Genomic DNA, 25,595 nt, shown 5'->3' with positions numbered 1-25,595 from the left:
CCCCGGAAACACGAATGAACCTGCGCCCTCACCAGCGAGAAGCCGTCGACGCGGTACTGCGCGCCCTCGACGTACCCCCGGGGCCCCTGCCCGAACGAGGGCTGCGCACCCAGGTGATCATGGCGACCGGGACCGGCAAGACCCTGGTCGCCGCCCACAGCGCCCATGCCCTGCGCGCGGGCCGCGTCCTGGTACTCGTCCCCTCGCTGGACCTGCTCGCGCAGACCGAGGACGCCTGGCGCGCCGGCGGCCGCACGGGCCCCACGATCGGGGTCTCCTCCCTGCGGGGAGAGGACGTGACCTTCCCCAACACCACGGACGTCGGTGAACTCGTCGACTGGGCAAGGCCGTTCGACACAATCACCGTCTTCGCCACCTACGCCTCCCTCGGGCTGGGCACCCTGGAACGCGCGCACCGGGCGGGCCTGCCGGGGTGGGACCTGATCGTGGTCGACGAGGCGCACCGGACGTCGGGGCGGCTGGGCAAGCCCTGGGCGGTCGTCCACGACAACCGGCGGATCCCGTCCCTGCGGCGGCTGTACATGACCGCCACCCCGCGGATGTGGCAGCTCGACGAGGACTCCGGGAGCGCGCCCGGCGAGTTGGTCGCGAGCATGGAGGACGATGCGGACGGACCGTTCGGGGCCCGTTGTCACACGCTGACGCTGTCCGAGGCGATCGACCGGGGGATCTGCGCGCCGTACCAGGTGGTGTGCGTCGACATCACCGACGCCGGGCTTCAGGCGGCCCAACTCCTGGGCGCGGAGGCACGTTCGGACGCGATCCGCGGAGCCAGGCTCGCCGCGCTCCAGACCGCCCTGGTGAAGGCGTCGGCGGAGGAAGGCTTCCGGCGCACGCTCGTCTTCCACCACGTGGTGCGCGAGGCGGAGGCCTTCGCGGCCGGCCTCCCCGCCGTCGCCGGGAGACTGCACGCGGCCGACCCCGGCCTGTATCCCGCTTCGATCCGGGCGGACTGGCTCTGCGGCGAGCACAGGCCCGGACACCGTCGCCGGGTGCTTGAGGAGTTCGCGGCCGGGACCGGTGCGGACGGCACCGCCGTCGGGGCGAGCTTCCTCGGCTCGGTGAGAGTCCTGGGTGAGGGCGTCGACACCAAGACCTGCGACTCCGTCTACTGGGCCGACGTGCGCGGCTCCATGCCCGACCTCGTGCAGGCGGTCGGCCGCGCGCTGCGGATGCGGCCCGGTGAGGGCAAGGTCGCCTCGCTCGTGGTGCCGGTCCTGCTCGGGCCCGGCGAGACCGCCGACAACATGCTGACCAGCAGGGCGTACGGCGGACTCGCGAAGCTTCTGGAGGCGCTCAGGGCCCACGACACCCGCGTGGTCGAGCAGTTGGCGCAGCAGCAGGTCCCCGGCGCCGACCAGCCCGCCCAGCGGGGTGTGCGGGGCGAGGGGGGCAGGGCCGCCGGGCCGTCGGCGCCCGCCCGGCAGTTGCTGAAGTTCTCCGTGCCCCGCGACCCGGCGCAACTGGCCGCCTTCATCAACCTGCGGGTCCTCGATCCCGAACACCAGCACTGGCGGCGGGGGGTGGAGGCCGCCGGCTTCTACGTCCGCGAACACGGCGACCTGAAGGTCCCGTTCACGTACCGTGTGCCCGGCCCCGACCGCCGACGGGCGGAGGACGGGGCCGGGGAGTGGCCGGCCCCGCTCGCGGGCTTCCCCCTCGGGCAGTGGATCGCCGACGCCCGGCGCTTCCACACCCGTGGCGACATGGCCGCCGACCGCGTCGCCCAGCTGGAACAACTCGGCATGGTCTGGAGTCACTTCGACGTCGCGTGGGAAGAGGGCCTCGCCGCCGCCCGCGGCTGGGCCGAGGCGAACGGGCACCTGCTCGCCCCGCTGCACGCCACGCACCGGGGCCATCGGGTGGGGATCTGGCTGAAGAACGCACGAGCCGCCGCGCGCAAGGCCGTTGAGAACGAGCAGCGGCGCGACGAAGGCCTGCCCGTGGCGTCCGGGGCCGGAGCCCTGACGGACGAGCGACGCGAGCAGTTGGAGGAGATCGATCCGTCGTGGTGCCCGGCCTGGCCGGTGGAATGGCAACGCCTCTTCAACCTCGTCCGGCGCCATCTGGGAACCGGCGGCAGTCTCCCCACCGTCCCCGGCGCCGTGGTCCACCAGGGTGAGGATCTCGGGCGGTGGGTGCGATCGGTCCGGTTCGGCTGGGACGACCTCTCCACCGTCCAGCAGTGGATGTGCGAGCACGTCCTCGGTGTCCGGCCCGCGAGCGAGGACGAGAAGCCGCCGCCGCGGCGGACGCAGGCCGATAAGTGGGCCCTCAACTACCAGGCCGCCGAACGGTTCTACGCACGCGAAGGCCACCTGCGGGTCCCCCGCAAGCACGTCGAGCGGACCGTCGGCGCGGACCAGGAGGAACGCGAGCTCAAGCTCGGGGCCTGGATCAGCAACCAGCGCAGCAGAGTCGCGACCCTCACACCGGAACGGGTGGCGCAGCTCGACGCCATCGGCATGCGGTGGACGTAGCCCCCGGTCGCGCGTCCGCCCCGGGGCCCCAGGCCCGGCGTCGGAGCTCGGCGCGGAGGTGGTCGCCGCGATGGTGGTCGGACGGTCGCGGCCAAGGCACGCACCGTGAACGGGAGTTGGGGGTCACTGTGCCCACGGGTGCATGACGATCTTTCCGACGTGCCCCCTGCGGGCGAGTTCTTCCTGTGCCTGAGCGGCGCGGTCCAGCGGGAAGGTCGCGGCGACCACGGGGCGGATCTCACCCCGACGGGCCATGTCCATGAGAAGGGCGAAGTGCGCCGGTGTGTGCATCGAGGACCCGACCAGTCGGGCGTTGTGCAGGTAGAGACGGCGCACGTCGAAGGACACGTCGTAGCCGCCGAGCGCACCGGCGACGACCCAGCGGCCTCCTTCGCGCAGCAACGGCAGCCCCTGCTCCACCAGTTCGCCGGCCACGACGTCGAGTGCGACGTCGATGCCGTCCGGCGCGGCGGCGCGGAGCTGCCCGGCGAGATCTCCCGCCCGGTCGACGACTTCGTGAGCGCCCGCCTCGCGCACCGCGTCGGTCTTCGCCCCGCTGCTGACGGCCAGGACCCTCGCCCCGCGGGCACGGGCGATCTGCACCAGCGCGACGCCGACGCCGCCCGACGCTCCGGAGACCAGCGTGGTCTCCCCCTTCCGCAGCCGGCCCCGCTCGATCATGCCCAGGGCGGTGCCGTAGGCGGTCGGCAACGTCGCGAGCTGGTCGTCCGTGAGCGGGGATTCCGTCACGTCGTGCACGCGCTCCGCCGGTGCGGTCACGAACTGGGCGTACCCGCCGTCGCGTTCGCTTCCCATCAGGCCCACCGGGTTGGCGTCCGTCTCATCTGTGTCGTAGATCGCGGGGTCGACGACGACCCGACGTCCGACGAGGCTCCGCTCCACCCCGGTCCCGACCGCCTCGACCCGGCCGGCCACGTCGGCACCCTGGATGCGCGGGAAGGCGACCGGGCCGCGCCAGCCCGACTTCGCCTCCGGGTCTCCCGGCCGCCCGTAGGCGCCCTCCCGGGTCCACAGGTCGGTGTTGTTCAGGGCCGCCGCTCCGACCCGGACCAGCACCTCCCCCGCCTCCGGGACGGGTACGGGAACCTCCACGGTCTCCAGAACCTCCGGTCCTCCGTGCCCGGTGATACGTACCGCCCGCATGGACCTCGATGCGCTCATCACTGGAACCTCCCATGGGTACACTGATCTGTGAACATCATGTTCTCCACCGTACACCGATCAGTGAAGAGGTCCAGTCGTGCAGGAGACGCGCCCCGTGACCCCGGCCGGCCGCCGCATCGTGGCGGCCGCGGAAGAGCTGTTCTACGACCGCGGGATCACGGCCGTCGGGGTGGATCTGATCGCCGAGCACTCGGGGGTGACCAAGCGGACCCTGTACAACCAGTTCGGCTCCAAGGATCACCTCGTGACGGTCTACCTCGCGGGGCGCGACGAACGCTGGCGGTCGCTCGTCCGTGTCGCCGTCGACGCCGCGGAAACCCCCGCCGAGGCCGTCACCGCGCCTTTCGAGGCACTGCGGACCTGGAGCACGACCAACACCCGCGGGTGCGCCTTCATCAACGCGCTCGCCGAAATCCCGGACCCGGCACACCCGGCGCACCGCATCGCCGCGGACCAGAAACTGTGGCTGCTGGACCTGTTCAGGGAACTCGCCACCACCGCCGGATGCCCGAACCCGGCCCCTCTCGCCAACCAGCTCCTCGCCCTGCACGAGGGCGCCCTCGCGACCCAGCCGCTCTCCCTCGACAACCTCCGGGACATCACCGACCTGGCACGCACCCTGGTACGGGCCGGCTGATCGCGGGTTCGCAGCGGAAACCGCACCGCCGGCGAACCCACGCGACCGCAGCCGTCCGGGCGGGGGCGGGACGGCCGCTGCTCCCCCGTGAGCCGGTGGAACCGCGCGGTGGTGGCCCCTATCGTGACCGGCGTTCCCACTGCTCCTTGCGGATCTCGTACCGTACGCCGCCGTGTTCGGCGCCCTCGATCGACTTCATGTCGGCGGGGACGGGCACCGTTTCCGTGTGCGTCATGTCGAGCTTCTCCATGACGTTGCGCGAGCCGAGGTTCACCGACATCGTCTCGGCCCACACCGTCCGCACCCCGAGTTCCGTGAACGCCTTGGCCAACAGGGCCCGCGAGCCCTCGGTCGCGTATCCCCTGCCCCACACCGACCGCCGCAGCCGGTAGCCGAGTTCGACCTCGTCGAGCGGGCCGTCCGGCTCGGGGCGCAGGATGAACCAGCCTGCGAACGCACCGCCGTCCTTCTCGTGCGCGGCGAACAGCCCCAGGTTTCCGCCCCACTTCTCGTAACCGGCGAGGATGTTCGGCAGGTAACGCTCGCGGACCAGTTCCGGCGCCGTGGGAATGCCGCCGCTCAGGTAGCGCATCACCGCCGGATCGCTGTCCAGCTCGATCAGCAGGTCCGCCTCGTCGGCGGTGAACCGGCGCAGCGTCAGGCGTCCGGTCTCCAGGTAGGTGTCCACGGGGTGATCATCGCCTAGGGCGGACGGAAGCCCCAACGGTTTTTTCACGCCGTGCCGTTCACGGGCCGAGGGGGCTCCAGTCGAACCAGCCGGGCGAGGTGTCGTGGATATTCGTGGGTTCGTCGCAGTGCTGGGTCGCCGCGATCCGCTCCGCCACCGCGTCCGCACGTACCGCGAACCCGTCGGCCAGGACCAGGAGGACCACGACCGCGAACAGCCCGACGGCCGAAAGGGCCCGCCAGCGCCGCACCCGCGAGGCGATCGCCACCGCCACGGACAGCAGCAGCCCTGCCAGCAGGAACCACCGGTTCAGGTTCACCTCGTGGCCGAGCTGCGCGGACAGGCCGCCCACGTCGTCGCAGAGGATGTACATCGTCGACTTGCCCATGAACGACCTGAGGCGTTCCAGCACCACGGCCAGCACCGCGAACACCCCCAGCACCGGCAGCAGGCTCGGCTCTCTGTCCGGCCTCGTGCTCGCCCTGCTCGCCATGACGTCGTCCCGAATCCGTCGGCCCCTTCGCACCGCGCGGAGACGGGCGAACGCGCCCCTCGAGCACGCGCTGATCATCACGCGAACACGGTCCCCGCGGTTCCGTCACCACGACCGTTGCCACCGCCGGAACACGCCGCTGCGCCTCGGGGCCCGCGTGCCAACGGCGATGCGCGGGCCCCGAGTTGATGTCACGCCCCCGGAACGGTGTCCTCGAAGGCGGTGCCCGCGCTGCGATAGGCGGCCACCTTCGCGGTGACCTGCGCGGGGGTGAGCGCCTGGTCCTTCACGTGGAGGACGTAGTCGATCTGTTCGTCGTACGCGCGGGCACTGGTGCTCGTGTTGCCCGCCAGGTCGATCAGCCACTGGTTGAAGTTGATCGACATGGGCCGCTCGGGCAGGTACGCGGCGTCGTGCGTGCCGAAGAGCTGTCCGTCGACGTAGTACCGGATGGAGCTGTTGTCGATGGTGAGGACCAGGTCGTGCCACCCGGCGTAGCTCTGGCGGCCCTCCGTGTGCTGGTTGACCGCCTGCCACGGATCGGGGTTGTAGGTCTCCCACGACGTCGTGTAGAGGATGTTGGACGGCTCGCCCCAGCCGCCGTTGGGCAGGTACTCGAAGTCGTACTCGGCGTAGTCGTCGGCCATCGGCGCCGTCAGGTCGTTGATGGTGAAGAACGTCTGCACCAGGTGGTCGCCGTCCGGTCCGCTCTTCGGCACGTCACTGAACTTCACTCGCGCCGCGTACGTTCCGTTCTTGAACTTCGTCGCCTTGGTGAGGACTTCGGTCTGCCTGGTGCTCTCTCCCGTGCCGGAGGTCGAGGTCTCCAGGTTCATCACGGTGTTGCCGCCGGAGGTGGGGAAGGTGACGTTCTGCGGTGCCCAGGTCGCCCCCGGCACGCCGGGACCGCCGGAGGTGGAGCGCACGTTCCAGCCGTGTGCCGAGATCGCCGGGTCGTCGTACTTCGTGTAGCTGAAGTCGTCGAAGAGACTGGCGCCGGAGGCCGGCGGATCGGTGGGATCGGTCGGTCCGGTGGGGTCGGTCGGGTCGTTGCCCTCGGGTGCGGTGCCGAACACGGTGGTTCCGTTCAACTGGGCCGTGACTTTGGTCCAGTTGGCGTAGGAGGTCTGCGTGGCGCCGAAGGAGTAGTCGTCGGCCTGGTTCAGCGGCTGCCAGTCGGAGCGGTAGAAGCGCAGCTGGAGGTCGCCGCTGTCGGCTCCCGCGGCGACCGTTCCGGCACCGGAGGTGAAGCCGATCTCCAGGTACCGGTCGGCGGTGGCGGTCGGGTGGGCGAGGGTGCCGAACGTGCCGGTGATGTTGGCGCACCCGCGGGGCGCCCAGGAGCAGGCGAACCGGTAGGTCGTGCTCGCCGAGTCGGCCTTGAAGTAGTAGCGCAGCTTCACGCCGCTGAGGGCCACCGGTGACGACCCGGTGTTGGCCACCTTCAGCCACGGTTCGGCCTGGTCGCTGCCGGTGGAACCGGTGTGGTACTGCACGGTCAGCCCGCTCGCGGCGGCCGACGCCGAGGCCGGCAGGGTCAGCAGCCCCGCGCAGCCGAGGGCGGCGGCCACGGCGCAACTGGCCGCTCGGGTGAGGGACTTGCGGTGGGACGTCCTTCTCATGACGGTTCCTTTCCGGAGCTCCGGGAGTTGGGGACGTGCGTGTCGAGCGGCCCGTGGCGCACGCCGAGTTCGGCGAGCCGGGCGGCGTGCGTGGCGATGCGGTCACGGAAGCCGGGCCACGACGGGTTGCCGTGCCAGGCGCGGTCGGCGAGTGCGCACAGCCGGGGGAAGGCCAGGTAGTCGACGCGGTCGGCGGCCGGGGCGAACTCGGTCCACACCTGGGCCTGTACGCCGAGGACGCGCCCCGCGGTGTCGGTGTCGTCCGGGGGTGTGTGATCGTGGACCGCGCGCAGGTCGACGACGTCGCCGGGCTGTCCTTTCGGCTCGTCGGGACGGACGGACTGGGCGTAGTCCAGATAGGTCGCCCGGTGCTGTGCGCTGACGACGTCGTGCCCGCGCTTCAGCGCGATCCGCGTGTGCTCGGGGTCGCGCCAGGTCATGACGGTGAACCGGGCCGGGAGTCCCTCGCCGGTCTCCGCCCACGCGGTCGGGATCCGTCCGCGTTCGATCAGGTGGTCACCGATCCGGCCGAGGAACCAGCCGTGCAGCGCGGCCGTGTCCGCCAGTCCCTCGGCGGCGGCCCGCGCGCGGGCCACCGGGCTCGCGGCCCACTCCGCGGTGGGGCACTCGTCGCCGCCGATGTGGATGTACGGCGAGGGGAAGACGTCGAGGACCTCGTCGAGAACGGTGCGCACGAAGTCGAACGTCGGTTCCTGGACGCCGAGGATGGTGTCGCACACCCCCCAGCGGGTCCACACGTCGAGCCGGCGCTCGGGGAAGTTCCCGAACTCGGGATGGGCCGCGAGTGCGGCCCGCATATGGCCGGGCATGTCGATCTCCGGGACGACGGTGACCCCGCGCGCGGCCGCGTAGCCGACCAGCTCGCTCAACTCCGCACGCGTATAGGCGCCTTGGTGCGGGACGCCGTCGAAGACGTCGCTGCCGGCGGGACCCACCATGGACTCGGCGCGCCGCCCGCCCACCTCGGTGAGCCGGGGATACGCCGCGACCGGCATGCGCCAGCCCTGGTCGTCGGTGAGATGCAGATGCAGCACGTTCAGCTTGTGCAGGGCCATCAGGTCGACGTAGCGGCGCACCTGCGACACGGGCTGGAAGTGCCGTGCGACGTCGAGGAGGAATCCGCGCCAGGCGTGCCGGGGCACGTCGGTGATCTCCACGCAGGGCACCTTCCAGGCCACGGCACGCCGCGGTCCGGGCGCGAGCGCCTCGACGGGCAGGAGCTGGCGCAGGGTCTGGATGCCGCGCAGCAGCCCGGTGGTGTGCGCGGCGCGCAGCAGCACCGCGTCCGGGGCGACCGTCAGGCCGTACCCCTCCTCGCCCAGACCTCCGAGGTCCGGGTCGAGGGCGAGGACGAAGGGGCCCTCGGGGGAGGGACGCAGCGGCAGTCCGGTGGCCGGGGCGAGGAGTTCGCGCAGCAGCGCGGCGGCGGGTTCCGCGCCGGGCAGGACGCGGAGCGAGCTGTCCGCGTCCAGGGTGAAGTGGCCGGGGCGGAAAGAGAGTTGGGTGGGCAGTGGGACGAGGGCAGGGCGGGGTGCGGGCACTGCGGACCTCCGGGCGGTGAGCGGGGTCTGCGGACGTGGGAGCGGGCAGCGTCGGCGGTCGGCCCGCGCGGGGGCCACCGGGTCACGGTTGAGGAGGCGGGCGAGGCCCCCCGTGGCCCGGTCGGCGGCGGGCCGTGAGGCGGCGGGGCGGCGTGTCAGCCCTTGACCGCCCCGGACGCGAAACCGGACGTGACGTGCCGTTGCAGCAGCAGGAAGATCACCAGGGCCGGCAGCGCGAACAGCGTGGAGGCGGCCATCGTGGCGCCCCAGTCGGTGCCGAACGTGTTCTGGAACGAGGACAGCCACACCGGCAGCGTGCGGTGGTCCTGCTGCTTGATGATCAGGAAGTTGGCGTAGGCGAACTCGTTCCACGCGGTGATGTAGCCGAACAACGACGTGGCCATCAGTCCCGGCGCGAGGAGCGGGAACGCCACGTGGCGGAACGCGCCGAGCCGGGTACAGCCGTCGACCTGGGCCGACTCCTCCAGTTCCGCGGGGATGGTGGCGATGAAGCCGCGCAGCACGACGATGGTGAAGGGCAGCGTCATCATGAAGTAGACCAGTGTCAGCGTCGGCAGCCGGTCCAGCATCCCGGTGTCCCGGGAGATGATGTAGACGGGGATGATCAGGGATTCCCAGGGCGCCATCTGAGCGACGAACACCATCAGCATGAACTGCCGCCGTCCCCGCCAGCGCATCCGCGCCACGGCGAACGAGGCGCCGAGCGCGACCACGAGGGCGAGCAGCACCGCCCCGAGCGTGACGAGCACGCTGTTGCGCCAGAAGAGTGCGAAGCCGTCGGCGTCGACGGTTCGCCGGAAGTGGTCAAGTGTCCAGCTCTGCGGCAGCAGTCGGGGGTGGTCCGACTGGATGTCGCGGTTCGGCTTGAAGGCGGTCGTCACCATCCAGTAGACGGGGAAGAGGCAGACGACGACGGTGACCGTCGCGGCGACGTGGAGCGGGAGACGGCGCAGGGCGCGCGGGGCGGTCACAGCTCGTCCTCCTGTCGGAACATCTGGCGGAAGTAGGCGACGAGCACGCCGGACATCATCAGCACGGTCAGCATCGACGCGGCGGCGCCCAGGTCGTAGTGCTGTCCGGCCAGGGCGGTCTGCACCGCGTACACCGGCAGGATCGTCGTCGCGTCGCCGGGGCCGCCGCGCGTCATCACCCAGATCTGCACGAACGCCTTGAACGTCCAGATCACTTCGAGGGAGAGCACCAGCATGAGGATGGGCCGCACGATCGGCAGCGTGACCGAGCGGAAGATCCGCGGGCCGGAGGCGCCGTCGAGGCGGGCCGCCTCGTACAGTTCGGCCGGCACGGTGGTGAGTGCGGAGTACAGGGTGATCGCGGCGAACGGCACCGACTGCCACACCACGAGCGTCACCAGGATCGCGAACGCCGCGGGCCCGTGCGCCAGCCACGGGTACCCCTCGAACGAGGAGAAACCGAGGCCGGTCAGCACGTGGTTGACGATGCCGAACTCCGAGTGGAACAGCCACTGGAACACGGTGGTCGCGGCGACGACGGGCATGGCCCAGGTGAGCACGAGCGCGCTGAGCACGACGGTCCGCCAGATCCGGCCGAGCCGTTCCACCATCAGTGCGACCAGCGTGGACAGTCCCATGATCAGGACGACGTTGACGGCCATGAAGAGGAAGGTGCGCCGCACCACTGCCCAGAAGCGCGGGTCGGAAAGCAGGGTCGTGTAGTTGTCGAATCCGGTGAAGTGGGCGTCGCCGAGGATGAGTTGCCGCAGTCCGTAGTCCTGGAAGGAGATCAGGACGGCCCGCGCGAGGGGGTAGACGAGCAGGTAGAGCATGCCGAGGACGGCGGGGGCCACGAGCAGGTACGGCCAGGCGCCGGACATGGCGGCGCGGCGGGGGGTGCCCGGCGTACGCCGGGACGGTCGGGACGGCGGTCGGGACACCACGGGGTCGCGGACGATCGTCACGGCGCACTCCTTTCGATGCCGGGGCGACGAACGGGCGGATCAGGAACCGGACTTCATGGCACTGGTGATCGCGTCGGACGCCTTGACGCCCTCCTTCTCGGGGTCACCACCGGTGAGTACGGCCGTCAGGTAGTCCTTGATGGGGTTCTTGGCCTCGACGGCGGCCCAGCCGGGGGTGTTGGGCGTGGCATGGCCCACGGCCGCGCCGACCGCCATCGCGGAGGCGCCCGGGTCGGCGGCGACGGCACCGGCGAGCGTGGTCTTGTTGGGGACGTAGCTCATGGCCGCCGCGAGCTTGCGCTGCCACGTGTCGCCGGTCAGTTCCTTGACGAAGGTGAACGCGGCGTCCTGGTGCCGCGCCACGGTGGGGATGACGAGGTCGGAGCCCCCGGTGAAGACCGCGCCCGGGGTGTCCGCCGTCTTGCCGGGGATGGGGAAGAAGCCCAACTTGCCCTTCAGCGCGGGGTTGTTCTGCGCGACGACGTTGGCGCCGCCCGGTGTGCTGATGACCTGGGCCACCTTCCCCTTGGCCATGACCTCGGCCTGCGGCGGCTGCGCCTCGTCGGAGTCCTTCGGACCCTTGCCGAGCGCCTGGAGCCGCTTGTAGAAGGCCGTCGCGCGCAGCGCCTGCGGGCTGTCGAGCGCGCCCTTCCAGGTACCGCCCGACTCGACGGCGAGGTCGCCGCCCTCGTCCCAGACGAATCCGGCGTAGGTGTACCAGTTCTGTCCGGGCAGGTAGATCCCTTGCTGGGAGCCCTTGTTGAGCTTCTTCGTCGCGGCGATCCACTGGTCGCGGGTCTTGATCGCCGTGGCGTCGACGCCGGCCTGCGCGAAGAGGTCCTTGCGGTAGATGACCACCCGGTTCGCCGCGTAGTACGGGATGCCGTACTGCTTCCCCTCGTACGCCCCGGGTTCGGCGAGTCCCTTCAGCCAGTCCTTGCCGCCGAGTTCGGCGACCTTGTCGCTCAGGTCCAGCAGGCCGCCACTCTGCGCGAACTGGGCGACCTGGGTGTTGCCGGTCTCGATCACGTCCGGCGCGTCGTTGCTGGCGAGCGCGGCGGTGACCTTCTCCCCGATGCCGTCCCACTCCTGGATCTGGATGCGTACGTCGATGTCGGGGTGGTCGGCCTCGAAGCCCTTCTCGAAGTCCTTCTGGAAGGCCGCCGAGACGCTGTCGCGCATCAGCCACACGTCGATCGCGGTCTTTCCGCCGCCGGCGGACTCCGTGTCATCGGAGCCGGACGAACAGGCGCTGAGTCCGGCGACCGCGACGAGCGCGGACACACCGGCGAGCAAACGGAGCTTCACGGTTCACCTCTGGGGTGCCGGACCTGACCAGTAGACAACTGGTCAGGTGACCTCTAGTGAGGGAGAAAACTGGCATAGACCATTGGATGCGTCAACCCCCTGTGGAATACGGCCAGTTGACGATGCTGATGGCTTTCGCTTGTCGATCTCCGTGCGCCTATGGTCAACTGGTCAAGCAACTGGTAGTACAGAGCAAGGGGGCGGACAGTGACCACCGACGCGCACGCCGCGGGCGACGGGCACGACGCGGACGGAACGACGGGAGGGACGACCGGACGGCATTCCCCGGGAGCGGTGCTGAAGCGGGAACGCGTCCGCGACCATCTCCTGCAACTCATCGAGGCGCGCCGACCCGGCGACCCCATCCCCTCCGAGCGCGCTCTCTGCGCCGACCTGGGCGTCTCGCGGCCCACCCTGCGCGCGGCCGTCGACGAACTCGTCGCGGCGGGACTCGTCATCCGCGAGCACGGACGCGGCATGTTCGTCGCGCCGGAGAAGATCACCCAGGAGCTGGTCTCGCCGGAGCAGGGCCTCAAGGTCCCGCGCGCCGGCGGGGCCTGGTCCAGCCGGCTCCTGGAGTTCACCACCATCCAGGCGGGCGCCCGCGTCGGCCGCAAGCTGCGCCTCTCCCCCGCCGCCCGGATCGTCTACGTGGCCAGACTGCGGCTCGTCGACGGCGCGCCGATGGCCATCGAGCACCTCCACATCCGCGCCGACCTGGTACCCGGCCTCTCCGCGCAGGAGTTGGAGAACGGGGACCTGTACGAGCACCTGCGCGAGCACCACGACGTCCACGTCCGCGAGGCGATCCAGACCATCGAGCCGACCGTGGCGACCCGTGCCGAGGCCGAGGTGCTGGACGTGCCCGAGCTGTCCCCCGCCCTCCTCGTCGAGCGGCTGACCTCGGACACCTCCGGCCGCCCCGTCGAGTACGTCCACTCGCTGTACCGCGGTGACCGCTACCGCATCGTCTCGCGCCTCACCCTCGGCCCGGCCGCCACCGCTCCGGAGCCGCTGCCCGGCCACCACCCCGGCATCCCGCCGGGCGACTTCGCCCACCGTGACACGGTCGTCTCGTCCACCCGGGGCGACGTGCAGGGCCCTTGACGGGGCCAGGACGGATCGCGGAAGCCCTGGGCGCGCGACCGGTGCGCGGGGAGCCGACCGTGCCGTGCCGGGCGACCTGGGAGGCCGTCACCGGCGGAGGCCGGGGGTGGTCAGGCGGCCGGTGGCGTCGGGGGCCGTACGCCGAACCACTGCTCGGCGCCCCACGCCTCGAACCGTTCCGCCTCGGTGAACCCCAGCCTCGCCGCGAGGCGCATCGAACGGGCGTTGGCGGTCTGGGTGTAGAGCACCACCGGTTCGCCGGGCAGTTCGGCGGTGAACCAGTCGAGTGCCGCCGCGCACGCCTCGGTGGCGTATCCGTGTCCCCAGGTCTGCGGCAGGAAGAGATAGCCGAGATGGGTCCTCCCGGCCGCCCGGCGGCCGGCCGGCATGTCGGGGCCGAGGGGGTCGCTCTCGCCGTGCGGGTCGAGGTGGACGGTGCCGATCGCCGTGCCGTCGAGGTCGGCCACGAAGAAGCCGGGCCGGCGCCCCGGCACCTCGGGCACGTCGCGTTCGAGCTCGGCGCGCGGCCGGGGGCCGCCGAGGTAAGTACCCACCTCGGGCGAGGCGTTGAGGTCGATGACCACCGGCCTGTCACGCGCCTCGGAGGGACGCAGTACGAGCCGCTCGGTCCTGATCGGGGCGGCCGGCCAGGCGAGGGCTCGGCTGTCGGTCACACGGGCCAACCTAGCCACCGGTCTTCGAGCGGATCAAGGGGCGCGGACCGGCCGCCGGCCGCCCGTCCGCAGGGTTCGGACCGGAGGGGTACGCGAAGGCTCCCGGCGGCCGATGGTCGCCGGGAGCCCGTGCTTCGTCGCCGCGCACCGCCCCTGGTACGGCCCGGCGGACGGGCCGTACCAGGGGGTCACCCGGTCACTCGGTCACTCGGTCACTCGGTTCAGCAGGGGAACGTGCCGCTGTACAGGGCGTGCCCGTAGGCGGCGGAGCCGGAGCCGGAACCGTAGATGCCGTCGTCGCTCCAGACCGCTTCGCGGAACCCGCTGACACAGGTCGACGTCGGGGCGATCGCGAAGCCCTCCAGGTTGTCGGCCGGCATGACGGCGGGGTTCGTGTAGGTCACGTCCGGCACGATCGCGCCGGAGGCGTTGACCTTCATGAAGGTGTGCGTCTCACCGCAGGTGTTGTCGCAGGTCGCGACGAGGCGCCCGGTACCGGCGTCGAACGTCACGTCCATCACGCCGGCCTTGCCGGTGGCGACCGTGCCGAACGTGGTGAACGTGCCGTCGGAGTTCAGACCGTAGACGTGCAGCGAGCCGTCCACCTCCAGACCGGCGAAGAACAGGCCCGATCCGTGCAGCGGGTAGTTCGCCGGCTTGTACGCGGCACCGGTGAGCGGGTCGACCCAGCCGCCCGCGGTCAGCCAGCTGTCCGGCACGTAACCGACGCCCTCGAAGCCGAGGTTGGCGTCGTCCTTGTCACCGGTGTTCAACTGCGGGAACTGCGCGGTCATGTCCCACTGGTGGACCGGGGACAGAGTCGACGCGGTCGAGGTCGGGTCGAACTCCAGGATGGTGTCCTTGGGTTCGTCGTTGTTCGTGTTGTCGCGCTCGGAGGTCACGTAGAGGTGGCCGTTGCTGCCGACCGTCAGGCCCTCGGAGTCCGGCTCACCGGTGCCGCCCGAGAAGCGGATCTGCTTGCCGGTGGCGCTCCAGGTCGCGTCCGGGATCCACTTCCCGTTGCTCTTGACCAGCTTGTACAGCCAGTTCTTGTTCTTGGCGGCCCACAGCACCGACGGGTTGGACGGGTCGAACGCGAGACCGCTCACGTCCCGGCCCTCGGGACCGGTGGACGTGGTGAACGCGCAGACGTTGTCCGCGATCGTGACGTTCAGCCCGCCCGGCCACGCCAGGGTGCCCGACGGGGTGGAACCCGAACCGGAGGGCGCCTCGGGCTCGCAGCCGCTCGTCAACGAGCCGCCTCCGCCCAGCAGTTGGCCGGTGGCCGGCGGGGTGGTGCCGCCGCCGGTACCGCCGCCCGTGCTGCCGGAGCAGGAGTTCGCGCTGCCGAGCGTCGCGGTCGTGGCGGTCTGGAACCAGCCGGTTCCGTTGGCGCAGCGCTCCTCCGACGGCTTCGCGGCATTGGTCGTCCAGGTCACCGAGTCGACGGTGTTGCCGCTGCCGTCGAGGAGGAGGACGGAGTCGTTGTCGCCGAGGCCGATGGTGGAGTTGAACGTGATGTAGCCGCCGGCGGGGATGCTGCTCGCGCTCGGCGCGGACGACGAGATCGTCGCCGCGGAGTGGGTGGTGTCGCTGTCGAGGTACTTCCACGACCCGACGCTGACGGCGCTCGTTCCGCCGTTGTAGAGCTCCACCGTGTCGGAACCGTCCGAGGTGACCTCGTTGATCCGCACCTTGCTCGCGGCGGGTATCGACGAGGGGCAGCCCGACGCGTTCGCGGTACCGAACGTCGCCGCCGAGGTCGCGGTCACCCATGCCCCGGTGCCGTCGCCGCCGCAGCGGGCCATCGCCGGCTTCGCCTTGTCGGTCGCCCATTCGACGCGGTCGACCAGCGTGCCGCCGGACGTGTAGACGACCAGCTTGTCCGCATCGCCCAGTCCCTTGGGCGAGTTGAAGGTGACGAAGCCGCCGGCGGGGATGGTGCTCGCGGACGGGCTGAAGGACTGCTGCGAGAAGCTGTCGTCGGACATCTTCCAGCCGCTGATGCTCACCGCGGTCGTGCCGGTGTTGTACAGCTCCACCGTGTCGTTGCCCGACGAGGTGACTTCGTTGATCCGAACGTTCTGGTAACCGACCGGATCCGCCGCGGCCGCAGGCTGGGCGACGAGCATCCCGGTGGCAAGTAGTCCTGAAAGCGTCAGAGTTACGGCGCTGAGTGAGGCGACGCCGGTACGCGAGTGTGAGGTAGGCACGAGGCGGAACTCTGGCGAGACGATCTTGAAACGGCGTGTACTCCGGTTGAACTCCGGTCGCCGGCCGGGAGAACGTCGGACGGACGGCGCCGCGGCGCCGCGCCCCGGCGACGCCCGGCGGGAAGGGGCGGTGACGGCCCCGGGTATGGCCGGGACCAAAGAAAAGCTTTGATTGATTCAAAGTACACGTGTTAACTTCGGCGACATGAAGATCACAGCGGTGCACCGCGTCGAGCCCCTTCCGGGCCACGTCCGCGCTGCCGTCGGCGTCCTGCCCACGGCACGCACGCGCACCGGTCTCTGTCGCTGTCCGCTCGCGCCCTGTCACCTCTGACCCGGCCCCCGCACAGCGACGCTGCCCCACGTTCGAACACGGCAGCCGCGTCCCACCGTCGCAGCGCCGTCCCTTCCTCCCGCACGGCCGGCGCCCGCGCACCTCCCCCGTCACCCGCGCGTTCTCACTGGAGTGTGTCCGTGTCCGCGAACACCGCAGATACCCGACCCCCGAAGCCCGGCTTCCGGATACCCGTGCCGTTCTGGGCCCAGGTCCTGATCGGCCTCGCCGTCGGTCTCGTCCTCGGCTTCGTCGCCCGCACCTACGACGTGTCCTGGCTGGCCACCACGCTCGACAAGGTGGGCAGCATCTTCGTCCAGCTCCTCAAGCTGGCCGTCGCACCCCTGGTCTTCTTCGCGATCCTGGTGTCCATCACCAATCTGCGGAAGGTCAACAGCGCGGCACGCCTGGCGGGCCGCACCGTGCTCTGGTTCATGATCACTTCGCTGATCGCGGTGGTCATCGGTCTCGCCATCGGCCTGATCTCCAACCCCGGCTCCGGCTCCAGCCTCACGCCCGCCGACGGCTCCAAGCCCGAGTACTCCGGCAGTTGGATCGACTTCCTGACCGGCATCATCCCGACCGACGTCGTCACCCCGTTCACCGAACTGAACGTGCTGCAGATCGTCTTCATGGCCGTCGTCGCGGGCATCGCCATCCTGAAGATCGGCTCCAAGGCCCAGCCGATCCTCACCCTCTCCGAGTCCGTCCTCGAACTGCTGCAGAAGGCCCTGTGGTGGGTGATCGTGCTCTCGCCGATCGGCTCCGCCGGCCTCATCGGCCGCGCCATCGTGCAGTACGGCTGGGACCTGCTCGGCAACTACGCCACCTTCACCGCCGACATCTACATCGGCTGCGCCCTGGTCCTGTTCGGGGTGTACCCGCTGCTGCTGGCCACGGTCGCCAAGCTCAGCCCGCTGCAGTTCTTCAAGGGCGCGTGGCCCGCGCTCCAGCTCGCCTTCGTCTCCCGCTCCTCGGTCGGCACCATGCCGGTCACCCAGCAGGCGGCGATCCGCCTGGGCGTTCCGAAGGACTACGCCTCCTTCGCCGTGCCGTTCGGCGCGACGACCAAGATGGACGGCTGCGCGGCCATCTACCCGGCCATCTCCGCGATCTTCGTCGCGCAGATCTTCGACGTGCACCTGGGCATCAAGGAGTACGTCCTCATCGCCTTCGTCTCGGTGATCGGCTCCGCGGCGACCGCCGGCCTGACGGGCGCCACGGTCATGCTGACCCTCACCCTGTCCACCCTGGGCCTGCCGATGGAGGGCGTGGGCCTGCTGCTCGCGATCGACCCCATCCTCGACATGATGCGCACGGCCACCAACGTCGCCGGCCAGACCCTGGTCCCGGTCCTGGTCTCCGCCCGGGAGAACATCCTCGACCGCACGAAGTACGACAGCGCGACGGCCTCCCTGGTCGACGAGGTGGAGAGCGTCTACAACGAGCCGCACCAGGACGCCGAACCGGTGCGCGAGCCGGCCGGAGCGGGAGTGGCCGGCTGATCCCCGGCGGTCGGCGTACAACGCCGTCGCCGGTTTCGCTCCCTGTGCCCCGCCGGGTCCTCCCGGCGGGGCACAGCCGTCCGCGGAGCCCGAACTCCCCCACAGGGCCGAGCCGTTGCTCTCGTGTTGCGGCAGTGCTGCGAACAATGACGGGGCGTTGCGTGTCCGTGACGCGTCCCGGAAAGCGTTGCCCGGCGGCCCGTGTCCGGCACATCGTCGAGGGTCCGCACGCCTCCGCCCGTGCACCGTCGCCCGTGCCCCGTCGCCCGTGCGACGCACCGGCCGGGCGACGGGCGGCCGGACCGGAGCCGTCATCGCACGCGAGATGGGACGCATCGTGAGCACGCAGCAGCCCAGGACGCTGAGAACCGTCACCGGAGCCGGTGGCACGTCGGAGACCTACGACCTCGCGGTGGATCCGGCGCGGTCCACCCTGGAGCGGGCCGTGCGCGTCGCGCGGCTGGCCGAAGTCGCGCGGATCGACGCGCTGTTCACCGCCGACCTGCTGCGCTTCGACGCCCAGGGACCGATCGGCTCGCAGGAACCGTTGGTGTTCGTCTCCGCGCTCAGCCAGGTGACGTCGAGGATCGGCCTGATCGCCACGGTGTCGACCACGTACCACCACCCGTTCAACCTGGCCCGTCTGTTCGGCACGCTCGACCATGTCAGCAACGGACGGGCCGCCTGGAACCTGGTGACCTCGGCGGTCGGCGAGGAGAACTTCGGTCCTGGCGCGCTGCCCGGCCCCGAGGAGCGCTACGCCCGCGCGGCAGAGGCACTCGACGTGGTCAACGCCCTGTGGGACAGCTGGGAGCCCGGCGCCCTGACCGCCGGACAGGACGGCAGGGCGGTGCTGGACCGCGACCTCGTCCACCGCATCGACCACGCGGGCGAGTTCTTCACGGTCGCGGGTCCCCTCAACATCCCGCCGCTGCCGCAGGGCCGCCCGGTGCAGATGCAGGCCGGACAGTCCGACGCCGGCCGGGAGTTGGGCGCCCGGTACGCCGAGATCGTCTTCACGTCCCTGCCCACCTTCGAAGCCGCGGCGGACTTCACCCGGAAGATCCGCGCGTCCGCGCGGGGGTTCGGGCGGCCCGACGGGCTGCCGCTGATCTTCTCCTCGCTGCACGCCACGTACGGAGCGACCGAGGCGGAGGCCCGGCGGCGCGTCCGCGAACGCCATGAGGCCATCGACTTCGAACGTGGCCGCTCGCTGGTGGCCGACATGCTGGGCGGCGGTGTCGACCTCTCCGACCTTCCGCTCGACGACAAACTGCCGGAGAGCCTGCTTCCCGACGTCTCCGCCGTCAACGGCCGTCGCGGCCGGGTCGAGATCTTCAGCGCCTACGCCCGCGCGGGCCGCACCCTGCGGGAACTCGTCGTCGCGGCGCAGGACACCGGCCACTGGGCCGTCGCCGGCACACCGGAGCAGATCGCGGACGCGGTCGAGGAACGGTTCCGCGCGGGGGTGCTGGACATGATCACGCTCGGCGACCTGGGCGACCCGCGGGAGCACGACTTCATCGTCAACGGCCTGCTGCACGAACTGCGCCGACGCGGGATCGTCGCACCCGACTACACCGGCGGCACCCTGCGGGAGAACCTCGGTCTCGACCTGCCCGCGGGACGGCGGCTCGCCCGGCGGCCCTGATTCGGCCGCCCAACTGCTCGCTTTCGGGGGCCACTTGTGGCTCGCCGAAGCGGTCTCCGCCCCTGGGGCCTTCGGGGCGGCGCCGGGAACCGGCCCGGAGCCGGCGGTCCACGCCGCCCGCCGGAGAAACCCCGTTCCCCGACGGGCTTTGCTGGACGCAGGGCGCGCCACGCTGAGACTCCTTCCACGACTCCGTCACGGCTCGCGGATCGGCGCCGTCGAAGTCGTTCTCGACAACTCGGGTGAGCAGTAACGCAGTTCGATGTCGTGCCCGGCCAATGCGACCCGGAACCAGCGGCGTTCCACGTCGGCGAGGTGCCGGACCGGCCCGAGCGGCGAAAGCGAGGAGGGGGACACGGAACGCCGGGTCAACTCGAACCGAGCACAGCGCACTTCCCCGCGATCCCGGCTCCCCGTCGGAGATGTCATGGAATTCTCGCCGCGTTGTCGGATTCCGCGACGGCTCTTCGTCGTCCTCGTGAAACGCTCGAACATCGCATCACGACAGGAGAACGGTCATGAAGTACGTGCTGTTCGTCGCCACCGACCCCGCCGGGGAAGCGGTCGACGAAAGCCCCGAGGCGTGGGTCGAGAAGTGGAACGGCCGCGGCGTGCGGACCGAGGGGATGCCGCTCAGGCCGGTCGGTGAGACGACGACGGTGCGCGTCCGGGACGGCCAGGTCCTGGTCACCGACGGCCCCTTCGCGGAGACGGCCGAGTGGATCGCCGGCTACGACCTCGTCGAGGCGGCCGACCTCGACGAGGCGATCGAGGTCGCCGCGTCGCACCCGATGGCGGCCGGCGGCCGCATGGAGATCCGGCCGGTCGAACCGCTCGACCTCGGTCCGGGAACCGCGAACGTCCCGCACGAGGGGGACGCGCCCGCGTCCCGCTTCCTCGGGATCTTCCGGACGGATCCGAGCGCGCCGCCCGTCACCCCGGATCCCGCCGCCGTCGCCGAGTGGGTGCGCGAGGGGCTCGCCTCCGGCCGCTACGTCGGCGGCGAGCACCTGCGGCCCGTCCAGGACGCCACCCTCGTCCGGCGCCGCGGAGGCGAGCTGCTGATCAACGACGGCGCGTACACCGACGTGCCGGAGTGGGTGACCGGGATCGTCTTCGTCGACGGTGACCGGCAGGACGCGCTGGACTACCTCGCCCGCAGCCCCATGGCACGGTCGGGAATCGCCGAACTGCGGGAGTTCTGGACGGACTTCGCGTGAGGGCCGGGCCGGCGGAGGTGCGGGTGGCGCTCGCCGATGCGTACCGCGGCGAGTGGGGGGTCGTCTTCGGTACCGTCGTGCGCCTGACCGGCGACTGGGAGCTCGCCGAGGACTGCGCCCAGGAGGCGTTCGCCCGCGCCCTGCCGGCCTGGGAGCGGGACGGGGTGCCGCGCCGGCCGGGTGCGTGGCTGGTGACCTCCGCCCGGCACCGCGCCCTGGACGTACTGCGCCGCCGGGCGGCCGAACGCGGCAAGCTCGCCGAGGTCGCCACCGCCGAGTCGGTCCGCGAGGCGCCGCCTCCCGGGGACGAGCGGCTGCGGCTGGTGTTCACCTGCTGCCATCCGGCGCTCCCCCTGGAGTCCCGGGTGGCGCTGACCCTGCGCGCGGTCGGCGGCCTCACCACCCGTGAGATCGCCCGCGCCTTCCTGGTCTCCGAGGAGACCGTCTCGCAGCGGATCCTGCGGGCGAAACGCAAGATCGCGGCGGCCGGGATCCCCTACCGGGTCCCGCCGCCCGGGGCGCGCGCGGAACGTCTGCACGGTGTCCTCGCCGTCATCTACCTGGTGTTCACCGAGGGCTACGCGCCGAGTGACGGCAGCACCGTCCGCGACGTCCTCGCCGAGGAGGCCGTTCGGCTCGCCCGGCTCGTCGCCGCCGAGGCGCCGCGGGAGCCGGAGGCGAAGGGGCTGCTGGCGCTGCTGCTCCTTCAGCACGCGCGGCGCGCGGCCCGGCTCGACACGGAGGGCGGCCTGGTCACGCTGGACCGCCAGGACCGGACGCGCTGGGACCCCGCACTCCTGGCCGAGGGCGTGGCCCTCGCCCGCGAGTCGGTCGTGGCGGGCGGCCCGTACGCGCTCCAGGCCGGAATCGCCGCGCAGCACGCCCTCGCGCCGACCGCCGCCGCGACCGACTGGGCGGCGATCGTGGCGCTGTACGACCGCCTTCTCGCCCTGCGCGCCAATCCTGTGGTGGCGCTCAACCGTGCGGTGGCGGTCGGGATGCGCGACGGCCCGCAGGCGCAGTTGGAGGCCGTCGCCGCGCTGGGCACGCCCGGGGAACTGGCCCGAAACCATGCGCTGCCCGCCGTGCGCGCGGACGCGCTGCGCCGCCTGGGCCGCACCCGGGAGGCGGCGGACGACTACCGGGCGGCCGGGTCGCTCGCGCCGAACGGGGCGATCACCCAGGAGTACGCGCGGCGCGCAGCCGAATGCGGTCTGGACGATTGAGGCCGACGACGCTCCGGCCGGTTGGCGTCGTGGCCGACCCACGGTGAGGGGACCAGAGAGTGTCCGGCCCCGCAGCCCGCCGGTGGGCCATGGGCAGGAGACGGGTGGGCGTCGGACCGCCACCGAGGGCGGCCCGTGGGGTGTCCTCGCGTCCGGCGGCGGGCGTACGGTCGCTCCCATGCGCCGGGACCTGCCACCGTTGGCCGTCGATCACCCCCGCAACAGCGCGCTGCTGACGTTCCTGCGGGCCCAGGCCGCACCGCCGGACGGACCGGACGACCTCGCGCTGGGTGAGTGGCAGCTCCACACCCACCCCGATCTCTGCGAGCGGCTGGCCGAGTTGGCGCCCCGCGCGCCCCTGCACGCCGCCTACGGCGTTCCCGTCCTGGCCCACGAGGGCATCGCGGCCGCCGTCGCACTGGGCACCTCGGCCCTGGTGATACGCCTTCCCGCGCTGCCCCCGAAGCTCCGGGCGGGCCCGCCCGTCGGCCTGCCGGCCGGGCGCGGTTGGCAGTCGGTCGACGCGTGGCAGGGCGAACTCCCGTCCGCGGAGGCAGACCGCAGGCTCTCCGGTGTCGTGCGGGGAGCCCTCGCCCAGCTCAGCGCACCCGCGTGACGGGCTTACGGCAGGGCTCGCGGATCCGGCACGCGCACGTACCCGCGTCTCGGGTCCGCCCGGTCCGGATCGGGCCCCGTCCGCGCCCGACCGGCGCTCCGCAGGGGCGCCGTCGTCAGTCGGCGGGGTCCTGGTCCGAGCGCAGCAGCAGGGCCCTGCGGGCGGAGCTGACGTGGTGGCGCATCGCGGCGACCGCGGCGTCGGGGTTGCGGGTGAGAACCGCCAGGAAGATGGCCTGGTGCTCCTCCAGTGATCCGGTCCGCGGATGCGGCACCGTCAGGTCGCGGTACTGCCTCATCACCAGGGGATAGAGGAGCGTGTCGTAGGCGCGGGCAAGCGTCTGCTGGTGCGCGGCGCGCTTCATCTGCTGGTGGAAGGTCCGGTTGCCCCGGGAGTAGCCGGCCTGGTCGCCGGCGGCCTGGCACTCCGCCATGAGTTCGAGGGTGCGGCGCAGGGCCGCCACCTCCTCGGCGGTCGCGCGCTCGGCGGCCTTGCCGGCCAGAGCCGATTCGAGCGTCTCGCGTGCCTCCAGGATGTCCAGGGCCTCCTCGACCGTGAAGTCCCTTGTGCGCACTCCCCTGTTGACCTCGCTGGTGACGTATCCCTCGTGGGTGAGCTGCACGAGTACGGCGCGCATCGTGCTGCGTGAGACACCGAAGCGCTGGGTCAGGTCGGCCTCCGTGAGCCGGGTGCCCGGCGCGAAGGTCCCCGACTGCAGAAGCGAGCGCAGACTCTCGTACGCCTGGCTGTGCCGCGTCGAGGGGCTCTTTTCGGAGTCGGCCGTCTCGTCGTCCTGCTTCGGGTTCACATGATCACCTGTGGCTCGGGGGGATGTCTGCCGCCTGCCGAGCAGTATGGCTGCCGTCCGGAGCGGAACATGCCAACGGATCGCCACCGCCCCCGCCCGCCCGGCGCCCCCGCAGTCGAACGGTCCCGCGCCGCCCTCCCCTTCCGCACCCCCTCCGGCGGTCGGTACAACCTCGGCGCGCAGAGCTGGAGTTGCGGGTCGCCGGGTGCCACTGCTCGGCACCGTTCCGCAACCCCGATCCCGCGAGTTGTCCGACAATGCCGCTCCAGTGAAGTCGTCATCCACGGGCTTGGGATGTTTTCCCGCAGCATCCTTGTCCGCCAGGAGTCGACGGTGTTACGTTCGCATCACCGCTTGTCGGACAATCTCGGAGACGCGGCGGTGTCGCCGAGGCTGCCTGGCCGGAAGGACCGACCGACCCCGGCCGCTCCCCACCGGCCCCCGCACCCCCCGTCGGCAGCTCACCGCACCGTCCGCACGTCAGCACCGTCACACACCCACGCCACCAACCGGCACGAGCGCACGGCCCCCCTTCCCGCATCGCGGCCAGGGAGCCGAGGAGACAGCTATGTCGACCAACCAGCGCACCCTCCACCCGGAGGCACTCCGTCTCGACGACGTCACCCTGCGGTTCCCCGGCACGCATCAACCGGCGATCGAGGACGTGTCGTTCAAGGTCGACCGCGGCAAGGTCGTCGCCGTCATCGGCCCCAGCGGGTGCGGGAAGAGCACCATCCTCAACCTGGCCGCAGGACTGCTCACCCCCACGGAGGGCCAGGTCCACTACGCGGGCGAGCCCGTCAAGGGCGTCAACTCCGACGCCGCGTACGTGACACAGCACTCGCACCTCCTTCCGTGGCTCAGCGTCAAGGGCAACATCGGCCTCGCGCTCAAGTTCCGCAAGGTCGCCAAGGACGAGCGCGAGGAACGCGTCGCGCACTGGGTCGACCTCGTCGGGCTGACCGGGTTCGAGAACCACTTCCCCCGCGAGCTGTCCGGCGGAATGCAGAAGCGCTGCGCCATCGCGCGTGCGCTGATCTACAACCCGTCCATCGTGCTGATGGACGAGCCTTTCGGGCCCCTGGACGCCATCACCCGGCTCGAACTCCAGCAGGAACTCCTCAACATCTGGCGCGAGCAGAACGGAACCCTCGTCTTCGTCACGCACGATCTCAACGAGGCCATCTACCTGGCCGACGAGGTCGTGGTGATGTCCAAGGGGCCCGGTACGGTCCGCCGGATCATCCCCGTCCCCTTCGAACGTCCGCGGCAGATCGGCTCCCTCGTGGAGTCACCCGAGTTCTCCGAGCTCTACAACGACATCTGGGGCCTGTTCGCCGCGGAGCGGAAGCCCGCCGCGTAACACGGCCGCAGCGCCTGCCTGCCCGCCCGCCCGCCCGAAGGTCCGTCGCTCACGAGGACGGCGCGTCCGACACTTTGGACGCTCCCGCTCCCGACCGCCAAGCGGCCATGCCGTCATGCCCCCGCACGGGAACTGCCCCCGCACAGGCCCTTCCCCGTGCGTATCCGCCATGACGTCGCGACCGCAGCCGAGTAAGGTGCACGACTTTGATATCGATCAAGGAAGAGATCGCCGTACCGAGTCCGCCCGAACGGGTCTGGGAGATCATCTCGGATCCCTCGGCAGTCGTCTCCTGCATCGGGGGCGCGGAGCTCGGAGCGTCGCACGAGGACGGCTCCTTCGACGGCACGTTGGCCGTTCGGTTCGGCGGTCTGCGGGTCAAGTTCGCCGCCCGCGTCTCCCTGGACCTGGACGAACCAGCGCGCGAAGGGCGTCTGACCGCCCGGGGCGCTGACGGGCAGGGGGCGACCCGCTTCAGCGCCGGCGCCACCTTCCGGGTCACCGAAGGGCAGGAGCCGGGCAGTTCACGCGTCTTCTGCGACGGCGAGATCAAACTCAACGGCAAGCTCGCCAAGTTGATCGAGTCGGGTGCCGGGATGGTGGTCTCCCGGATGACGAAGGAGTTCACCGCCGAACTGGTCAAGGCGTGCGCGGAGCCCGCGACGACGGCGACCGCCGCCGCCGAACCACCGGCCGGGTCCCGTCCCGTCGGCCTGTTCGCCCGCCTGCGCGCCTGGTGGGCGGGACGGCGCTCCGGACGTCGGGCGAACACGCCGCAAGCGGCGGCTCCCGCAACCAACAAGACCGGTGAAGCTCTGGGCCGAGGGGATCGACGATGACAACGGGCAGGTTGAACAGGGTGGTTGGTGCTCTCGCCGCGGGTGAGCATGTGTTCGCGACGTTCTCGGCGGCGGATGCGGTGTCG

22 protein-coding genes are annotated in these 25,595 nt (G+C 71.3%); 10 read left to right on the top strand and 12 right to left on the bottom strand.

All coding sequences use genetic code 11. The features are described from left to right. Positions 1–14: 14 nt before the first annotated feature. Positions 15–2,501 (top strand): Helicase associated domain protein, encoded by a 2,487-nt coding sequence (locus tag ACFZA0_RS16505; protein ID WP_391016639.1) that lies wholly within the window; start codon positions 15–17, stop codon positions 2,499–2,501. A gap of 123 nt (positions 2,502–2,624) precedes the next feature. Here the strand turns inward: ACFZA0_RS16505 and ACFZA0_RS16500 are convergent, their stop codons facing one another. Next, complete coding sequence (locus tag ACFZA0_RS16500) at positions 2,625–3,683, bottom strand: zinc-binding dehydrogenase (protein ID WP_391016637.1); 1,059 nt, start codon at positions 3,681–3,683, stop codon at positions 2,625–2,627. Positions 3,684–3,762: 79 nt separating this feature from the next. On the opposite strand from ACFZA0_RS16500, the gene ACFZA0_RS16495 reads away from it, so the two are divergent. Beyond that, a complete protein-coding gene (locus tag ACFZA0_RS16495) occupies positions 3,763–4,323 on the top strand; it encodes a TetR family transcriptional regulator (protein WP_391016635.1) in 561 nt (186 codons plus the stop codon). A gap of 118 nt (positions 4,324–4,441) precedes the next feature. On the opposite strand, the gene ACFZA0_RS16490 is transcribed toward ACFZA0_RS16495, so the two are convergent. The 7 genes from ACFZA0_RS16490 to ACFZA0_RS16460 form a co-directional block, all read right to left on the bottom strand. After that, positions 4,442–5,011 carry a GNAT family N-acetyltransferase gene (locus ACFZA0_RS16490; protein WP_391016634.1) on the bottom strand — a complete coding sequence of 190 codons (570 nt, stop codon included), beginning with the start codon at positions 5,009–5,011 and terminating at the stop codon, positions 4,442–4,444. 58 nt (positions 5,012–5,069) lie between these two features. Beyond that, a complete protein-coding gene (locus ACFZA0_RS16485; protein WP_391016631.1) occupies positions 5,070–5,504 on the bottom strand; it encodes a hypothetical protein in 435 nt (144 codons plus the stop codon). 191 nt (positions 5,505–5,695) lie between these two features. Then, entirely contained in the window at positions 5,696–7,126 is a 1,431-nt protein-coding gene (locus ACFZA0_RS16480) for a cellulose binding domain-containing protein (protein WP_391016629.1), read from the bottom strand. Beyond that, a complete protein-coding gene (locus tag ACFZA0_RS16475; protein WP_391016627.1) occupies positions 7,123–8,688 on the bottom strand; it encodes a family 20 glycosylhydrolase in 1,566 nt (521 codons plus the stop codon). Before ACFZA0_RS16475 ends, ACFZA0_RS16480 begins: the two co-directional genes overlap by 4 nt. Positions 8,689–8,843: 155 nt before the next feature. Beyond that, positions 8,844–9,680 (bottom strand): ABC transporter permease subunit, encoded by an 837-nt coding sequence (locus ACFZA0_RS16470; RefSeq protein ID WP_391016624.1) that lies wholly within the window; start codon positions 9,678–9,680, stop codon positions 8,844–8,846. Beyond that, complete coding sequence (locus tag ACFZA0_RS16465; RefSeq protein ID WP_391017587.1) at positions 9,677–10,561, bottom strand: ABC transporter permease subunit; 885 nt, start codon at positions 10,559–10,561, stop codon at positions 9,677–9,679. Before ACFZA0_RS16465 ends, ACFZA0_RS16470 begins: the two co-directional genes overlap by 4 nt. Positions 10,562–10,684: 123 nt before the next feature. Continuing rightward, positions 10,685–11,953, bottom strand: a complete 1,269-nt coding sequence (locus ACFZA0_RS16460; protein WP_391016620.1) for an extracellular solute-binding protein — start codon at positions 11,951–11,953, stop codon at positions 10,685–10,687. A 294-nt stretch (positions 11,954–12,247) separates the two neighbouring features. Here ACFZA0_RS16460 and ACFZA0_RS16455 point away from each other — a divergent pair, with 294 nt between their 5' ends. Further along, complete coding sequence (locus tag ACFZA0_RS16455) at positions 12,248–13,060, top strand: UTRA domain-containing protein (protein WP_391017585.1); 813 nt, start codon at positions 12,248–12,250, stop codon at positions 13,058–13,060. A 110-nt stretch (positions 13,061–13,170) separates the two neighbouring features. On the opposite strand, the gene ACFZA0_RS16450 is transcribed toward ACFZA0_RS16455, so the two are convergent. Together ACFZA0_RS16450 and ACFZA0_RS16445 are read right to left on the bottom strand one after the other, a co-directional pair. Continuing rightward, a complete protein-coding gene (locus tag ACFZA0_RS16450; protein WP_391016617.1) occupies positions 13,171–13,734 on the bottom strand; it encodes a GNAT family N-acetyltransferase in 564 nt (187 codons plus the stop codon). A gap of 221 nt (positions 13,735–13,955) precedes the next feature. Next, positions 13,956–15,866 (bottom strand): lamin tail domain-containing protein, encoded by a 1,911-nt coding sequence (locus ACFZA0_RS16445; RefSeq protein WP_391016614.1) that lies wholly within the window; start codon positions 15,864–15,866, stop codon positions 13,956–13,958. Between the two features lie 555 nt (positions 15,867–16,421). Between ACFZA0_RS16445 and ACFZA0_RS16440 the strand changes: the two genes are divergently transcribed. Then, on the top strand, positions 16,422–17,786 hold the full coding sequence (locus tag ACFZA0_RS16440) for a cation:dicarboxylate symporter family transporter (RefSeq protein WP_391016611.1): 1,365 nt from the start codon (positions 16,422–16,424) through the stop codon (positions 17,784–17,786). A 337-nt stretch (positions 17,787–18,123) separates the two neighbouring features. Beyond that, positions 18,124–19,437, top strand: a complete 1,314-nt coding sequence (locus ACFZA0_RS16435; protein ID WP_391016608.1) for an NtaA/DmoA family FMN-dependent monooxygenase — start codon at positions 18,124–18,126, stop codon at positions 19,435–19,437. A 195-nt stretch (positions 19,438–19,632) separates the two neighbouring features. On the opposite strand, the gene ACFZA0_RS16430 is transcribed toward ACFZA0_RS16435, so the two are convergent. Beyond that, positions 19,633–19,866: a DUF664 domain-containing protein gene (locus tag ACFZA0_RS16430; RefSeq protein WP_391017582.1), complete on the bottom strand. Its 234-nt coding sequence runs from the start codon at positions 19,864–19,866 to the stop codon at positions 19,633–19,635. Between the two features lie 89 nt (positions 19,867–19,955). Here ACFZA0_RS16430 and ACFZA0_RS16425 point away from each other — a divergent pair, with 89 nt between their 5' ends. From ACFZA0_RS16425 to ACFZA0_RS16415, 3 genes are all read left to right on the top strand, one after another. After that, positions 19,956–20,657 (top strand): YciI family protein, encoded by a 702-nt coding sequence (locus tag ACFZA0_RS16425; RefSeq protein ID WP_391016605.1) that lies wholly within the window; start codon positions 19,956–19,958, stop codon positions 20,655–20,657. 17 nt (positions 20,658–20,674) lie between these two features. Continuing rightward, positions 20,675–21,883: a sigma-70 family RNA polymerase sigma factor gene (locus ACFZA0_RS16420; RefSeq protein ID WP_391017578.1), complete on the top strand. Its 1,209-nt coding sequence runs from the start codon at positions 20,675–20,677 to the stop codon at positions 21,881–21,883. A gap of 178 nt (positions 21,884–22,061) precedes the next feature. Continuing rightward, entirely contained in the window at positions 22,062–22,499 is a 438-nt protein-coding gene (locus ACFZA0_RS16415; protein ID WP_391016602.1) for a hypothetical protein, read from the top strand. Between the two features lie 115 nt (positions 22,500–22,614). On the opposite strand, the gene ACFZA0_RS16410 is transcribed toward ACFZA0_RS16415, so the two are convergent. Continuing rightward, positions 22,615–23,307, bottom strand: coding sequence for an FCD domain-containing protein (locus tag ACFZA0_RS16410; RefSeq protein ID WP_391016600.1), 693 nt, complete (start codon positions 23,305–23,307; stop codon positions 22,615–22,617). Positions 23,308–23,875: 568 nt separating this feature from the next. Here ACFZA0_RS16410 and ACFZA0_RS16405 point away from each other — a divergent pair. Next, a complete protein-coding gene (locus ACFZA0_RS16405) occupies positions 23,876–24,670 on the top strand; it encodes an ATP-binding cassette domain-containing protein (protein WP_391016597.1) in 795 nt (264 codons plus the stop codon). Positions 24,671–24,876: 206 nt separating this feature from the next. Next, positions 24,877–25,509, top strand: coding sequence for an SRPBCC domain-containing protein (locus ACFZA0_RS16400; RefSeq protein ID WP_391016595.1), 633 nt, complete (start codon positions 24,877–24,879; stop codon positions 25,507–25,509). Positions 25,510–25,595: the final 86 nt, after the last annotated feature.

This window comes from Streptomyces sp. NPDC008150 (assembly GCF_042956945.1).
GTDB lineage: Bacteria > Actinomycetota > Actinomycetes > Streptomycetales > Streptomycetaceae > Streptomyces.
Note: the sequence above shows the minus strand (reverse complement) of the source record. Positions and strands in the feature narration are given on the sequence as shown.

What these genes read in the sequence shown, in the direction of transcription:
- ACFZA0_RS16505 (WP_391016639.1), top strand. Translation starts at nt 15, where the DNA reads ATGAACCTGCGCCCTCACCAGCGAGAAGCCGTCGACGCGGTACTGCGC.
- ACFZA0_RS16500 (WP_391016637.1), bottom strand. Translation starts at nt 3,683, where the DNA reads ATGAGCGCATCGAGGTCCATGCGGGCGGTACGTATCACCGGGCACGGA.
- ACFZA0_RS16485 (WP_391016631.1), bottom strand. Translation starts at nt 5,504, where the DNA reads ATGGCGAGCAGGGCGAGCACGAGGCCGGACAGAGAGCCGAGCCTGCTG.
- ACFZA0_RS16480 (WP_391016629.1), bottom strand. Translation starts at nt 7,126, where the DNA reads ATGAGAAGGACGTCCCACCGCAAGTCCCTCACCCGAGCGGCCAGTTGC.
- ACFZA0_RS16465 (WP_391017587.1), bottom strand. Translation starts at nt 10,561, where the DNA reads ATGTCCGGCGCCTGGCCGTACCTGCTCGTGGCCCCCGCCGTCCTCGGC.
- ACFZA0_RS16445 (WP_391016614.1), bottom strand. Translation starts at nt 15,866, where the DNA reads ATGCTCGTCGCCCAGCCTGCGGCCGCGGCGGATCCGGTCGGTTACCAG.
- ACFZA0_RS16430 (WP_391017582.1), bottom strand. Translation starts at nt 19,866, where the DNA reads ATGACATCTCCGACGGGGAGCCGGGATCGCGGGGAAGTGCGCTGTGCT.
- ACFZA0_RS16425 (WP_391016605.1), top strand. Translation starts at nt 19,956, where the DNA reads ATGAAGTACGTGCTGTTCGTCGCCACCGACCCCGCCGGGGAAGCGGTC.
- ACFZA0_RS16415 (WP_391016602.1), top strand. Translation starts at nt 22,062, where the DNA reads ATGCGCCGGGACCTGCCACCGTTGGCCGTCGATCACCCCCGCAACAGC.
- ACFZA0_RS16405 (WP_391016597.1), top strand. Translation starts at nt 23,876, where the DNA reads ATGTCGACCAACCAGCGCACCCTCCACCCGGAGGCACTCCGTCTCGAC.